This window comes from Robinsoniella peoriensis (assembly GCF_000797495.1).
In the GTDB taxonomy this organism is placed as follows: domain Bacteria; phylum Bacillota; class Clostridia; order Lachnospirales; family Lachnospiraceae; genus Robinsoniella; species Robinsoniella peoriensis.
This window is the reverse complement of the sequence record NZ_JTGN01000007.1, coordinates 1-15,623: the sequence shown is the minus strand read 5'-3', so window position 1 is coordinate 15,623 and position 15,623 is coordinate 1. Positions and strand designations below refer to the sequence as shown.

General features: G+C 40.4%; 11 protein-coding genes. All 11 read right to left on the bottom strand.

Annotated elements, in window-relative coordinates:
- Nucleotides 1-34 precede the first annotated feature (34 nt).
- The 11 genes from QR40_RS14980 to QR40_RS14930 all read right to left on the bottom strand — a co-directional run bounded on the left by QR40_RS14980 (nucleotide 35) and on the right by QR40_RS14930 (nucleotide 14,734).
- A complete protein-coding gene (locus tag QR40_RS14980; RefSeq protein ID WP_027294383.1) occupies nucleotides 35-1,399 on the bottom strand; it encodes a uroporphyrinogen decarboxylase/cobalamine-independent methonine synthase family protein in 1,365 nt (454 codons plus the stop codon).
- Nucleotides 1,400-1,890: 491 nt separating this feature from the next.
- Nucleotides 1,891-2,313, bottom strand: a complete 423-nt coding sequence (locus tag QR40_RS14975) for an acyl-CoA thioesterase (RefSeq protein ID WP_044295886.1) — start codon at nucleotides 2,311-2,313, stop codon at nucleotides 1,891-1,893.
- Nucleotides 2,314-2,344: 31 nt separating this feature from the next.
- Nucleotides 2,345-4,303 carry an EAL domain-containing protein gene (locus tag QR40_RS14970; RefSeq protein WP_242858538.1) on the bottom strand — a complete coding sequence of 653 codons (1,959 nt, stop codon included), beginning with the start codon at nucleotides 4,301-4,303 and terminating at the stop codon, nucleotides 2,345-2,347.
- Between the two features lie 203 nt (nucleotides 4,304-4,506).
- The gene (queA, locus tag QR40_RS14965; protein WP_027294386.1) at nucleotides 4,507-5,532 is read right to left on the bottom strand and encodes a tRNA preQ1(34) S-adenosylmethionine ribosyltransferase-isomerase QueA; all 1,026 of its coding nucleotides are present in this window, start codon (nucleotides 5,530-5,532) and stop codon (nucleotides 4,507-4,509) included.
- 148 nt (nucleotides 5,533-5,680) lie between these two features.
- Nucleotides 5,681-6,412, bottom strand: coding sequence for an SIR2 family NAD-dependent protein deacylase (locus tag QR40_RS14960; protein ID WP_138002472.1), 732 nt, complete (start codon nucleotides 6,410-6,412; stop codon nucleotides 5,681-5,683).
- 205 nt (nucleotides 6,413-6,617) lie between these two features.
- A complete protein-coding gene (locus QR40_RS14955) occupies nucleotides 6,618-8,012 on the bottom strand; it encodes an MATE family efflux transporter (protein WP_044295882.1) in 1,395 nt (464 codons plus the stop codon).
- Between the two features lie 466 nt (nucleotides 8,013-8,478).
- The gene (locus QR40_RS14950; RefSeq protein ID WP_027294389.1) at nucleotides 8,479-9,681 is read right to left on the bottom strand and encodes a class I SAM-dependent rRNA methyltransferase; all 1,203 of its coding nucleotides are present in this window, start codon (nucleotides 9,679-9,681) and stop codon (nucleotides 8,479-8,481) included.
- Nucleotides 9,682-9,864: 183 nt separating this feature from the next.
- On the bottom strand, nucleotides 9,865-11,532 hold the full coding sequence (locus QR40_RS14945; RefSeq protein WP_044295881.1) for an alpha-glucosidase: 1,668 nt from the start codon (nucleotides 11,530-11,532) through the stop codon (nucleotides 9,865-9,867).
- Between the two features lie 4 nt (nucleotides 11,533-11,536).
- On the bottom strand, nucleotides 11,537-12,367 hold the full coding sequence (locus QR40_RS14940) for a carbohydrate ABC transporter permease (protein WP_027294391.1): 831 nt from the start codon (nucleotides 12,365-12,367) through the stop codon (nucleotides 11,537-11,539).
- A complete protein-coding gene (locus tag QR40_RS14935) occupies nucleotides 12,367-13,263 on the bottom strand; it encodes a carbohydrate ABC transporter permease (RefSeq protein ID WP_027294392.1) in 897 nt (298 codons plus the stop codon). Before QR40_RS14935 ends, QR40_RS14940 begins: the two co-directional genes overlap by 1 nt.
- A 1-nt stretch (nucleotide 13,264) precedes the next feature.
- The gene (locus tag QR40_RS14930; RefSeq protein WP_044296049.1) at nucleotides 13,265-14,734 is read right to left on the bottom strand and encodes an ABC transporter substrate-binding protein; all 1,470 of its coding nucleotides are present in this window, start codon (nucleotides 14,732-14,734) and stop codon (nucleotides 13,265-13,267) included.
- Nucleotides 14,735-15,623 lie beyond the last annotated feature (889 nt).

Genomic DNA, 15,623 nt, shown 5'->3' with positions numbered 1-15,623 from the left:
TTATTTATTTCGTTTGTTTTATATTCCCGCAATTTTATTCACATAAGAAATACAGATATTTTATAATATCGTTTTCCAGATTCATAACAACTTCTCTGGCACTTTCCGGTGTCTCCGGATTTAATTCCCGATACTGCTCCCAGGTTCTGTAATACTTACTCTGAAGAGGTGCCACTTCTGAGTGCGTATAATCTTCTTTATTAAACTGCATGCCTGCAGTCTCACCCGCATTTTTGTATACCCCATAATCCCGTACAGTCTCGCAGACAGCAATCAGATTCTCAAGGTTAATATCGTTATATGTTAATGCTCCCTTGTCAAACTGGAAGATAAATTTACCATCCGGCATCATGATATCCAGGAATTCTTTTGTATAGTCAATGCATTCCTGTTTGGTAGCCGTTCTGAGCATTCCCAGAGGAAATAGACCGGCAAGTATATGCTTCTTACCAAGTTTTTCTTTTACCAGCTTCGCATCACCCATCTCGAATGTCAGGTATGTATCGGTAGGCATTTCATAGAGATAATCCAGGTAACGCATCCAATCATGCTCGCAAAATGCATTTATGTGAAGTCCAAGGGATGCATAGTCATTTGCCTGGCGAAGGAATGGTTCCCACCACAATTTTTCAAAATCTTTTTCTTTCATATAAGTCGCCAGATGCAGTGGGAAGAATACCTGTCCGTAATTACTGATCTTCTTAGGAATACCGACCATATAATTAAACGGATATACTGCTTCCACCGCAGCTGCGATTTTATCACGTTTCCTGCGAAGATCCATACACATGCCGCTTAAGCTTCTCATATTGTCAGTCAGAATATCAAGCGGTGCATAACACATGCCTTTCGTTGCAGGATCTGCCGCGTAAAAGCCGTATTTCTGAGTCAGAGCTCCGATAATGGCGCCATTTTTCATCATATACTGATTTCTTGCGGTCATCCCCTGATTTAATGCAAACATCGCTCTGACCGGGTCTTTTTCAAAATCCAGTGCACTATAATTTCTGGGTAGAATCTTCTCAATCAGACAATCCAATGGATTCTCAATAAAATCATCATATTCTTCCGGCAATAGACCTACTGTGTTGGGATGCTGCATAAGCCCGGCTTTATTCATTTTAAAGTTATTCGATTCAAGCGCCTGATAAGAATCCGGCATACGGATCGTACCGCCGAAAACACAGATATCGGATGGCACTTTCTGGCACAATTCATCTGCAGCCTGCATCAGAATCTCCGGATGCCATGCTGCTTCTTTTCCATCCACTCCCGCATATCCCGCAACAACTTCCAGCGTCAGACTTACATTAATCGGTACACGTTTTGGAATCTTGTTATCAAATACATCCTGAAATATCCGGGTTCTCTCCTGCCTTAATTGTTCAACATCACCCATTAATAATACCTCCTTTAAATTGATCCGTTTTTAGTTTCCACTAACCCTGCAAATCTTATAAAAGTATTAAAAAAAAGACACCCCGCTGTGCCATTTTCCTTTTACTCATACTTTTCTGTTAGTGATTATCACTTATTTTTCAAATCACCACCCATTTCATTTCGGTATTTTGTATATAATTATTCTATCACTCGCTTTAAATTGTGTCAAGTTATATATTATTTTAAATATATTGCAAAAAATCTGTTATTATATTAACAATTATATCAAATTATCCCTCCTTATTTAAATTGCACCTCTTCAACACAGTCATTTTTAAAGTTTTCGACCTATTTTGATTATTTCATTAAAGCAAAAATCCGGTATTTTCCATATTTCCATGAGCATTATTGCAGTTGGAAATCTTCCAACCCCAAAATCTGCTTCTTCACAGACAATATAAAAATACCGGACTTATGATAACAAAAAGCTGTCCCTTACTTATAATTTTATCAATCCCTGCATAAGATCTCCCGAAACATCTGATCTAAAACAGGATTACTTTTTTTCAAGGATAAAAGCTTTCCCTCTTTCGAAAGAAAACAATGCTCACTTTCTCCGTTGCAGCGGATTTCTTTCGTCTCTTTATCCCGTACTATGTATGACAGTGTCATTTTAATGCCATTATATTTTTTTAACCTGGCCTCAATTAATACGATGTCGTTAAAATGTACCATAGTTCTGTATTGGCATTTCACAGATAGTACAGGGCTTATAATCCCCGCATCTTCCATTGCCTGATATCCAAGCCCCGTCTGTTCCATCAGGTCAATTCTTGCTTCTTCAAACCAGCGGATATAATTGGAATGATGGATAATCCCCATCTGATCTGTTTCATAATACTGAGCTTTATGCTCATAGCTTTTAAAATTCATCAACTGTCCTGCTCTCCTGTCATTTACTGCTTCATTTTTCTGCCTGTAATAATTTCAGCATGTCATCTCCCGGCATAGGTCGTGCATATAAGAAACCCTGAATATAGTCAATACCGGATTCTTTTATAAACTGATCCTGCTCCGGCGTCTCTACGCCTTCCGCCAGTACCTTTAAATCCATGTCGTGAAAAATGCCTGTCATACTGCGCAGCATCCCTGCTGATTTCGGTACTGTCATAGAAGACCATACCAGACTTTTATCAATTTTAATTACATCCAGAGGCGTTTCCATGACAGATACAATATTTGAATATCCTGTCCCAAAATCATCTAGTCCCATCATTACGCCATGCTTATGCATCTCCTCCGCAAATCCGATTACTAACTGTGCACTTTCAGCCAGAACACTTTCTGTTATTTCAATCTTAATTTTTGAATATGGTGTGTGATGCTCTTCAATAATATTCAAAACCTTCTCAGCCAGGTCAATCTGGGTAAACTGTACTGTTGAGAAATTCACATGAATTCCATCCAGTTCAATACCCTGTTCCATCAAACGATTTATATAACGGCATACTTTTGCCAGAATCTGATAGGTCATCTCAATAATCATTCCTGTCTCTTCTGCAATAGGTATAAACTCATCCGGATAAACCGCACCAATGGGTGAGCTGGGAATTCGCAAGAGCGATTCCGCCAGGACAAATTTATTGGTTCTGGTATCTACTATTGGCTGATAGTACACATCAAAATCATTGCTTTCTAATTTTGCTTTCAGGATCTCAGCGATTTGTATTCTGCGTCTTAATTCCCGCATCATTTCCTGTCCACAATAACAGACTGCCTTTGTCCGGTCCTGCTTTGCCTTAGAAACTGCATATTCAATTCCATTAATCAGACCTTCCACACTATCCGCCGTTTCGGGATAACTCACGATTCCCATTGCAGACTGGATTATACAGCTATATTCTTTTACCGTCCAGGGAATAGTCATTCTCTCCTTAAGGGTATCGATAATGTGATAAATCTTTTCCTTCTCTGTGTTTTTTTCCAAAATGGCGAATTCGTCACCGCTAAACCGGAACAAATACTGTTTTTCAATAATCGTATGCAGATATGCGCTGACTGCTTTTAAAAATGCATCACCGCTCTGCTGTCCAAAGGTATCATTAATTTGCTTAAAACCACGCAGTGATAATACGATAATCGTAAACGATGTTTTTTCATTCTTCCGGATCATCAGCTCCAGCATTTTCAAAAATTCCTGCCGGTTTGGTATATCCGTGAGATAATCAAAAGAAATCTGCTTATTTTGCAGATAAAGGTAAATCAGCAGCAAAGCACTGGTTGCCGCAGATCCCGACAGCAATATATTAGGAAATAACTGCTGAATTACAATAACAATCATAGCTATAAACGGAAAGATCGCCAATATCCGGCGTATTTTTTTCTCTATCCAGGAATGCTTAATCAGTACAATAACCATAGCCGCAAGGGAATATATGTAGAATACCAGATAGGTGGTAATTATAAGCGGTCCCTGCGTATAAGTGCCGTCCGGCATTATATTAAACAGTAATTTACACGGCAGGTTAGCAATCGCCAGAAGCAGATATAATATGCCTGGTATACTTGACCAACCAATCACTTTCGAAATACCCTTGTGATTTTCATATACTGTGGCTGTAGTATAGAAAAAATAAGCCATTCCCATTAATGGAGTTGAAATAAAATAAATGATTGTCACTGCCCAGGAAAACTGATATGGGACATACTGGGGGAATGCCAACGCTGCCGTAGATAATATATTCGAAACCATAGCACAAAACGTCGCCAAAAAGCAGCATTGAAATAAACGATTCTTCAAGGATGGAATCAAATCCCCTTTTCTTGCATAAGACCAGATGATAACGAGAAAAACTACGGAAATACATTCCGCTGCCACATTCCACCTCAAAACTTCACCTTCTTCCTCTTTATCATCTAACAAGTATTCCTGGGTATTTGTCTTCCATGAACTGTTGTCTGTATTTTATAATTATTAATGATTATAACCGATATTTGGAAAGAATTCAATCTAAACTACATCACTGATATTTCAACTTTTTTACTACTAAAAGCAACACCATACTTGAATATTTTCTTAACGCCTTTCGCTCTCATTTCCGTATCATATCTGTATCATATCTGCGGTCATACTATAAACATTGCATCCCCAAAAGAAAAAAACCGATATCTTTCTTTCACTGCCGTCTCATAAGCATTCATAATATTCTCTTTCCCTGCAAGTGCAGAAACCAGCATCAAAAGAGTGGATTCCGGCAAATGAAAATTCGTGATCAGATGATCTATCATTTTAAACTGATAACCCGGGTAGATGAAAATCTCTGTCCATCCGCTTCCCGCTTTTAAGATGCCATTTTCATCAGTGGCTGATTCCAGAGTTCGGCAGCTGGTAGTCCCAACAGAGATAACTTTCCCGCCGTTTTTCTTTGTATCATTGATCAATTTTGCCTGATCTTCTTCTACAATGTAGAACTCGGAGTGCATATGGTGTTCCGTCACATCTTCTACTTTAACAGGCCGGAAAGTTCCAAGTCCAACATGAAGTGTAACGTGAGCTATTTTAATCCCTTTCCTTTGAATCTCTTCCAATAGTTCCGGTGTAAAGTGCAGTCCTGCTGTAGGGGCTGCTGCAGATCCGTCATGTTTTGCATAGACTGTCTGGTAACGGTTTTTATCTTTCAATTGATGTGTAATATACGGAGGAAGCGGCATCTGGCCCAACTGATCCAGGATTTCTTCAAAGACCCCTTCATAAGAAAACTGAATCAAACGATTGCCTTCTTCAACCACATCGATGACTTCACCCATTAATAATCCTTCGCCGAATGATATCTTTGTACCTGGTTTTGCCTTTTTTCCCGGTTTGACTAATGTCTCCCAAATATTATTTTCTTTCCGTTTGAGTAAAAGTACCTCAATCTTTGCATCTGTTCCCACTTTCGTCCCAAAAAGACGTGCCGGAATTACTTTTGTATCATTTACTACCAGACAGTCCCCGGGATTTAAGTACGCAGCGATGTCCTTGAAAATTTGATGGCGGATTTCTCCGGTCTCTCTATCTAATACTAAAAGTCTGGAACTGGAACGGTCTTCCAATGGATCCTGAGCAATTAATTCCTGAGGTAAATCAAAATAAAAATCTGAAGTTTTCATGTGCAGCTCTCCTATGTTTTCTGATTATGTATGGTTTTTCTTAAACTTTCTATAGTATAGCATCGTTCTATCCACCTTTCAAGAGCGTATAAAAAGGCCTTAGCAAAATATGCCAAAGCCTGTTCTTATCCCTGCTTACTACATCATACTAATATCCTAACAGAGGCAATACTTTTCTTGGTTCTTCAATGATTACCAGATCTGCTTTTGTATCTGTATAGTGTTCCTGATCGTGGATGATGACAAGGTTACTGCCTTCAAAATATTTAATATAATTGACAAATACTTCAGATGTAAGCGTTGTTCCCAGCAAAAGCAATACGTCTGCTTTTTCGATTTCCTCCGTTGTTTTCGTCATCAGCCTACTGTCCACCATTTCGCCAAACAAGGAAACCATGGGGCGTATGGGAATCTTGCAAGTCTCACAGATCGGCATACCTTTGGCATTTAACATATAATCTAGGGTGTACTCTTTTTTACAGCGCGGACATTGGTTATGATAAATGCTCCCATGAAGGTTAATGATATTTTTGCATCCCATCTGCCTGCCGTGCTCGTAGATATTTGCAGTGATGATGCACTGGAGTTTTCCTGCCTGTTCCATGGCTGCCAGCGCAGGACCGGATTCTGTAATTACCGGCGGATTCTGCAACATTTCATGAATATAAAAATCAAAGAACTGTTCCGGTCTGGTACTGTAAAAAGCACTTGAGAAGATTTCTTCCGGTGATGCATCATACTTCTGTTCAATCTCATATGCCCGCAAAGGTTTTTTTACACCCGTGTACCCTCCTTCTTCCATCATCCCTGATCCACATAATGCTACCGTATACCGGCTTTCTTCCAGTATTTTTTTCAAATGCTCAATCTTGGTCATAATCGGTACCTCCTTCCTCTTTTATATCAGGCATTACAGACTCACTGTATTAAGATGCCGCCTGATGTTATTCTGTTAAAATAATTATACAATTATTTTATATAAAATACCATTGATACTATATTAATTTCAAATCCAAATTATTTCCAATTTCTTAAAGAAGGTGGGTTTTCACCTAATCATGACCATCTTATCCATCAATTTACACTTACATAACTGTCTGTGTGCTTATTTGCTGACCCAGCTTTTTCATTTGAATCGCTATAAGCGTAAAACAAATCAGAAACGTAAGCAGATCTGCAATTGGACCGGACCACAGCACGCCATCTAATCCGATTGCAGATGTTAAAAGGACTGCCGACAATATTTTAAACACTAACTGATATGACAGGGAAATAGCCGCTGCCTGAGCCGGTTTTCCAATCGCCTGGAAAAATACACCGGTTATTGTCTGAAACCCAAAGAAAATATAGAACAGGAAATACGTCTGGAAAAATTTCTTAGAAAACTCCATATATAATTTATGCTCTGTATTTCCAAATAACTGAATTATGGGCTCCGGGAAAAATACGAACAGTGCCGTAGCTGCCACCGATGTGACAGTCCCGATTATAATTGCCATGTGATATGTCTTTTTTACACGTGCATAATTTTTTGCACCATAGTTATAGCCTGCAATTGGCTGCATACCTATTCCAATACCCAGAAGCACCGTAAATAAAATTTCCTGAACTTTCATGGAAATTCCATACGCCGTCAGGGGAATTTCGCTTCCATATACCGTTGCCGCACCATAATGGACAATTAAATTATTATTCACAACCATGACCATGGAAAATGCCAGCTGGTCTATAAAGCTTGAAATGCCTAGCCCGCATATTTCACGTACCGTCTGAAACCGTAATTTTAAAATTTCCTTTGTAATTTTAATGCAGCGAAACTTCCGCAGATAACAGACAGATAAGATAAATGAGATCATCTGACCGATAAATGTAGACCAGGCAGCTCCTTTTATCCCCCATCCAAAGCCAAAAATAAATACCGGATCCAGACATCCGTTAACCAATGCCCCAATGATCATGGACGCCATTGCATATTTGGGACTCCCATCTGCGCGAATGACCGAATTTAAAGACGTACTGACCATAATAAAAGGAAGCCCCATTACTATGATGTATCCATAATCCTTAGCATAAGGCATCAGCGTATCCGTTGCTCCAAATCCTCTGAGAATCGGCTCTAAAAACAGCATACCCACAGCCATTGCCAGAACACTGACGGATGTAATCAACAGAATCGCATTGCCCACACCCTTTGCTGCATCCTCTTTTTCGCCTGCTCCCAAACGGAGGCTAAAGTACGCTGCTGTTCCATCTCCAATGAGCAGCGATAGTGCAAGGGTCACCAGCGTTATGAGAAGAACCACATTTGCGGCTCCATTTCCCAGATAACCAACTCCTCTTCCTATAAAAATCTGATCTACAATATTGTACAGGGCATTTACCAGCATCGCCACAACACTGGGGATTGCAAATTTCGCAATCAACTTGCCGATAGACCCTGTTCCTAATATATTTTCTTCTTGATTTGATTGATGTTCCATCTCTTCTTCCTCCTGCACGGTGCTTTACTCTGCCCGCAATTCCATTCTTTCATATTTTTGCCCACAAAAAGAAGGCCGCCTGAGACCGCCTTCTATCCGGAAATATTTTTCCAAACAAAAGGCTGCAGACAAAACATCGTCCACAGCCTCTTGCCGCATGCATCTGTCACCGGAAAATGGTACACAAAAAAGAAGTATAGCATCCTACACTTTTGCCCATTTCCGATGAAACCAAGCATCTGCTTATCTATTATCAGGCTTTGCACAACGTTTCATCGTTCTGTTTTGTCCAAAGCCTTCTCTTCTTCTCATTACATTACTTAAAATGCATATCATAAGAACATTCCTTTTCCTGACTAATTTAATGTGCTTTTACACTTCATTTATTATATTGCAGTACTTAGTCTATGTCAACATAAATTCAGACTGCCCAGCAATTATATGATTCAGGCTTCACAGCAATTCCCTACTTTTCGTCACAAACCTGAAAGATATAAAATTTCAGATAATATGATTCCTGTGCTGCCCAGAGTATCGGATGATCTGCTGCCTGTGTCCTGTATTCCACCTGCCGAAGCCTTTTATGTACATTGCCTGCCGCTTCACGGATTGTCTTGGCAAATAGTTCCGGATCCATAAAATGGGAGCAGGAACAGGTAGCCAGGTAGCCGCCGTCTTTTACCAGCTTCATTCCTCTGAGATTGATCTCCCGATAACCTTTTACCGCATTTTTAATAGAATTCCTGGACTTTGTAAATGCCGGCGGGTCCAGTATGACAACGTCAAATTTTTCACCGTTTTTCTCAAGTTCCGGAAGCAGTTCGAATACATCCTGACAAAGGAAGCAGACACGTTCTTCCAAACCATTTAAAGCAGCATTTTCTTTTGCCTGTAACACCGCAAGTTCGGATGCGTCTACCCCCAGGACCTCTGATGCTCCTGCCACTCCCGCATTTAACGCAAAGGAGCCGGTATGGGTAAAGCAATCCAGAACTTTTTTGCCTTTACACAGTTTTTGGATTGCAAGGCGGTTATACTTCTGATCCAGGAAAAATCCTGTCTTCTGTCCGTCTTCCACATCTACGATATATTTTACTCCATTTTCTACAATCTCCACCTTAGTATCAAAAGGATCTGAAAGAAAGCCCTTCGTTCTTTCAAGGCCTTCCTGAAGGCGCACTTTTGCATCACTTCTCTCATAAATACCACGAATATCTATGCCATCCTCTTTCAGAACTTTCTTCAGCAAATCCAGTATCTTTACTTTTAAACGGTCAATGCCCAGTGCCAGTGACTCCACTACAAGAACATCCGCAAATTTATCCACAACGAGTCCCGGAAAAAAATCTGCTTCTCCGAAAATGAGCCTGCAGCTTGATGTATCCACAGTTGCCTTACGATACTCCCAGGCATCTCTCACACGCATCTCCAAAAATGCATCATCAATCTGTGTATCTTTCTTTCTGGACATCATTCGGATTGTAATTTTTGATCTGGTATTCAAAAATCCACGTCCAAGAAAATATCCGTCAAAATCTTCTACACAGACGATATCCCCATTGATAAAATCTCCCTCAATCCGGTCAATTTCATTATCAAAAATCCACATCCCTCCGGATTTCAATAAGCGGCCTTCGCCTTTTTTTATTCTCACAACTGTCTGTTCCATTTTGTTGTTCCTCTCCATTAACTTTCTAATTTAACTCCGGACTACAAAACAGTCCCATGAAGTCAGCAGCATTTTATAAAACATACTCTTGTGCTATTATATTTCATTTAGAGCAGCATGTAAACATAATTCCATTTTCTTAGAGAGGAACATCTATTTTAAAAAGTTTCTGCGCAGCACTGACTACTTTCTTCCAACTGCTAATGCCTCATATGCCCTCAGTAAAACCCGGTCTCCTTCCAGCTTCATCTCTCCATAATTACTCAGAATATTTTCCCAGCTGCCTTCCAGTACCATCTTGGCTTCTCTATTTTGATAATTATGTATAGCTAAAATCTCACCCTCTGCAGTCACTCTCCTATAGGCAATTACATTTTCATCTTCTGTATCAGCGGGAATGAATTCCCCTTCTGTCAGAATTTCTTTATATTCTCCGGATTTTCTCAGCTGAATTAATTTTTTGTAATAGTTCAGAACGGATTTATCATCTTTTAACTCACACTCCACATTTACTTCGGGGTAATTTTCATTTACTTTGAGCCAGGTTTTATCTGCATCGGAGAAACCCGCATTTTTCTCATTACTCCATTGCATTGGTGTTCTGCTGTTATCGCGGCTTCTTTTGCCTGCCAGTTTAAATGCCTGCTCTGGTGACATTCCTGCTTCCACCGCACGCTGATACTGGTCCTTTGTTGCAGGATCATTATAGTCATCCATGCTGTCCATGGGAATATTGCACATACCGATTTCCTGTCCCTGATAAATAAAGGGTGTTCCGCGAAGCAGCATAAAGAGCGAAGCCAGCATAGTGATACTATGATAATTTATCTCTCCCTGTGGCAAATATTTATTAACAGAACGAGGCTGGTCATGATTTTCCAGATAAAGGGCTCCCCACCCTCTTTTCTGAGTTTCCAGCTGGCTGTGGAAAATATTGTGCTTTAAATCCTTCAGTGTCCAGTTTGAAGGCTTATACCATTCCCCGGTCTGTGGAATATCAATATCTGCATAACTGAAATCAAACACCATGGAAAAGAACCCATTGTCACCAATAAACTGATCCAGCAGATAGTCCGGGACATTTGCTTCAGCTACCGTCATACTGTTGTGGGGCTGAAACGTTCTTTCTTTTAATTCAGATAAGAATACCTCTATCCCTGGCTGATTGGCGATGCCTTTTCCCACAAAGCAAAGTCCGTCTTCTCCGTCCGGTTCAAAGTTATTGGCTTCAAAATTTTTCTTAATATTGGATATGGCATCGATTCTAAATCCGCCAATGCCTTTATCCAGCCAGTAATTGATCATTTTATAGATCTCTTCCCGCAGTTTCGGGTTCTCCCAGTTCAGATCAGGCTGCTTTTTACTGAATGCATGTAAATAATAACGGTTATCTCCTGCTTTTTCCCAGGCGGAACCGCCAAAATAGGAACGCCAGTTATTAGGGGGACCCCCATCGGCCCCTTCTTTAAAGACATAATAATCTGCATATTCACTCTGGGGATCTTTCAATGCTTCCTGGAACCAGACATGTTCATCAGAAGTATGGTTTACGACCAGATCCATTAATATCTTTATACCTCTTTTTCCTGCCTCCGTGATCAAAAGGTCCAGATCCTCATCCGTGCCAAAGCTTTCGTCTACGTGATAATAATCAGAAATATCATAACCATTGTCATCCATAGGAGACTTATATACCGGACAGATCCACAGGACATCCACTCCAAGATCCTCCAGATAGTCCAGCCTGTCTATAATTCCCCGTATATCCCCAATGCCATCATGATTGGAATCCTGAAAACTTTTCGGATAACATTGGTATACAATCCCGCTTTTCCACCATTTCTTTTCCATGGTATCATCCCTTTACTGCCCCATCGGCAATTCCTTTCATAATATATTTCTGTAAAAACAGGTATACGATAATAATTGGAATAATCGTAACCAGTACCGCCGGGAAAATCAGTTCCCAGGAGTTACTGTATTGTCCTGATACCATTTTTGCAAAATAAAGCTCCAGGGTCAGGGTCTTATACTCTGAATTACCAATAGTCAGAAATGGCAGCAGATAATCATTCCAGATCCAGATACCATTTAAAATAATTACCGTAACCGTGGTGGATTTCAGCATGGGAAATACCACCTTGAAAAACATCTGAAAAATGGTCGCCCCATCGATGGCAGCCGCTTCTTCTAAAGACTGGGGAACGCTTTTTAAGAAACCATGGTATAAGAAAACCGACATGCTCAGTCCAAAACCACAATACATTAGAATCAATCCTGCCAGATTCCGAAGCTGCAGCATATCAAATACACTGAGTAGCGGATACATGACAGATTGAAACGGAATCAGCATGGCAGCCGTGAACAGTAAAAATGCTGCCTGAGACCATTTCGTTTTATTTCTTACCATCATCCATGCAGCAAGTGAAGATACGATAACCAGGACAAACACAGAAACTGCAGTGATGAAAAGGGTAATTCCAAATCCCTGTACAAAATGAATCTGATTCAGGGCACTTTTAATATAATCCAGGGTCCATACCGCCGGAAGCGCCATAGGTGAATCTACAATTTCAGCCTGGCTCTTAAAGGAGTTCAAAACCAGAAATGCGATTGGAAACAAAGTATATACTGCCATAATGACCAGTAAAATGCGTACGAGAACTGCTCCTGCTTTTCTTTTCATTACATTTCAACCTCCTTTTTCTTAGTGTAGGATACCTGTATCAATCCAACAATTGCAATTAAGATAAAAAATATGACTGCCTGTGCCTGTGCAAGACCGTAATCCGGGGGTCTGGTATCCTTTGTCGTTCTTAAGATCTGTAATGCCAGAAGTCTGGTATTAAAGTTACCATCTGTAAGCGCTACGTTCTGGTCTAACAGTTTGAAGCAATTAGATAAGGTCAAAAATAATACAATGGTAAAGGACGGCATCAGCATTGGCAGCGTGATTTTTCTGAACTTTGTAAATGCTCCTGCTCCGTCAATAGAAGCCGCCTCATACAAATCACTGGAAATATTATTGATTCCGGCTACGAAGATCAGCATCATATAGCCCGCCATCTGCCAGACTACCATGATGACCAGGGCAACCAGGGTTTTTGTGGAATCCTGGGTCATATTCGTTAAAAATGGAATATGCAGAAGTCCCTCTTCTCCAAATAACATTTTTGAATATACGATCTGGAATATAAACTGCCAGATAAAGCCAAGCGCAAGCCCGCCAAGAAGGTTCGGCATAAAAAAGATCGTACGGTAAACACCGCTGCCCTTTCTTAAAATACTGATCATCATCGCCATAACAAGGCCTGCCACACTCACGGCAATCACTGCCATAAGGGTGAATTTTAAAGTATAAATCAAAGCGTCCAGAAACTGGCTGTTCTGAAATACTTTAGCATAATTACGAAGTCCTACAAAAGATTCAAATGCATTTGCCCCGCCGTGGAAATAAGTTCCCCTCCATGCGGAAAATGAATAGAACACACCTATGATAAAAGGTATAATAATAACTCCTACAAACAGTATGACTGCCGGAAGCAGCAACGGCTTAAACCATTTCTTATAATATTTTTCCATCTTAATCTTCCTCCCCTAATTTTCTTAAGGCTTTCCATTGGCTGATACATTCATCTGCAATCTTTTCATAAGCATCCGGTTCCCAGTCTTCCTTGATAAAATACTGTTCCATCAGGATCTTGCCATACACTTCCTGCCCCCAGGTAGGCGGTGCTCCGTTAAATGGGTTTGACAACACATTTCCCTCCCTCAGATATCCAATCAGTGCATTATTTAAGGGATTTTCAAATTCTACGGATGCATCTGCGGTAAATGGGATGAAAGCAAAATCATTGATAATAAAATCCTGGCCTTCTTTTGATGTATTCAGCCAGTATAGGAATTTTTCTGCTTTTTCCTGCTCTTCGGGCTCTGCTTTTTTATTGATGGCATAGTAACTGGGAACAAATTCCGGTACTGAGCTGTTAAATTTTTCTACAGTCATTCCCGGTATCTTGATATCCTCCTGGGTAAATGGCATTTTCACAGGCAGCATGGTAATGGTTTTGACAATTTCCGGATTAATCTTCTCTATATTGCTGTATACCCAGTTTCCCTGCTTGATAAAAATAGATTTATGATCTGCGAAAATCTGGATTGCCTGATCATATCCGCTGGTTGTGGAGTTAATAAAATCAGGACTTCTCTTTAATGTCCCCTTTGCCCCTGCCGCATGGCTAGTCATCAGATCCTCCACCTGTATGGATTTTTCCAGGGGTGTTTTTAATTCATCCACCTGTTCATCGGTAGCATTCTGCGCTGCTGACAGGCTGTCTAGCACTGCGTTTAATGCAAAATTGCTCATGTGGTCACCATAAGTCCATTTCTCAGCTCCTGCCACGGAGAAGACACCATTGAGCTGACTTGAAATTTCATTTTTTTCCGGCTGGAAAGAATATTCATTTCCGCTCAAATGAACAGTTCCACCTGTACCATTTTTTATGTAATCGTCAGCGGCTGTTACCAGTGCTTCAAATTCATCATAGGTGGCTGTTTTAAAATCTTCCAGCCAGTTCATGGTGTTCTTCTCCCCAAACAAAGCATCTACCATCTTCGTATCTATAATATATCCATAACCTTCCACATTATAAGGTATGCCATAGTTCGTTCCGTTTCCGGAAGACAGCTGCATCCCCTGGGGAATACTTTCTGCAAGCTCCCGCATCTCAGGAGTGGATGCTTCCCGAAGATCTTTTAAGAATCCTCCCTCTTCCCATTCCGGCACTGTTTCCGCATTCACGGAATAGATCGCCGGTTTGTGATTGGAATTCATATCTGCCCTTAAAAGGTCTATACCGTCTGTGGTACCAATCGAAAAGACTTTAATTTTCTGACCCGTCTCTTCTCCATAGGCCTTGCATACTTTTTCCAGTGCATCCGCATTTTCACTTTTTACATTGAAAATATAAAAATCATAATCTTTCCCGCCGCATCCGGTGAACAGTCCCATGCACAATAATAGCGTGGCTCCCAATAGAAATTTTCTTTTCATGTCCTTCTCCTTTTCTTCTAAGTGAAACATGTTTCATTTCTCTTATAAAAATATGCTATGGTGATCCTCATGAACCATAACATATTTCTAACACTTATCTTTTAAAATGATGAGTTCCTAGATTCAAGTTTATTTTAATGATTATTTCCATGAAACATGTTTCTTATGTATTTCATACTACTCTTTTTTGGGATTACTGTCAATATATTTGAGGATATTCCAACCGTTTCATCGAAATATACAAAATCACTGTTTCTATTTTAGTACATTTGCATCACTGTTAATTGGTGCAATGTTGTCTGGAGCGAACAATTTCATATTGAATTTGGGTTTAGCTGAGTAAGGACGCTTTGTAGATGTAGGTAGTGTACGGAAAGAGAAGGGGGCGGGCCAGGACATTGGTTTGAAAGGCTTACCGCAGAACTGGCATTTTCTAACCTTCCCGGAGCACTTTTTGGCGGCACGCGGGCATTCGCTCCGAAATCCTGATGCATTTCGCAGCTCACTGCCCGCTTAGTATCCGATGGGAGCCAGTCGAATACTATCCGCCAAAAAGCACTCCGGGAAGGTAAGTAAATGCTCAGCTCTGCTATACGCATTCCAAACCAATGTCCTGGCCCGCCCCCTTCTCTTTCCGAGATAGCATTCGTTGATACAAAGCTGGTTTTCTCAACATGATGGGACCCTGGGGTTGTGGCATGCTGTACGCTATTGGCATAGAACACTTAAAAACCAATAAACCAGCTGGATGTTATCACTGTGAACTGTCTCTAAATTCTACTACAGTATATTTGTGGTTATAGAACCTACATCCAGTTAAGTCTGTGATCAGGAAAGCAGGTAAAATTTCGTCTTATCATCCCCCTTTCACACTGAACTGCCGTAACAC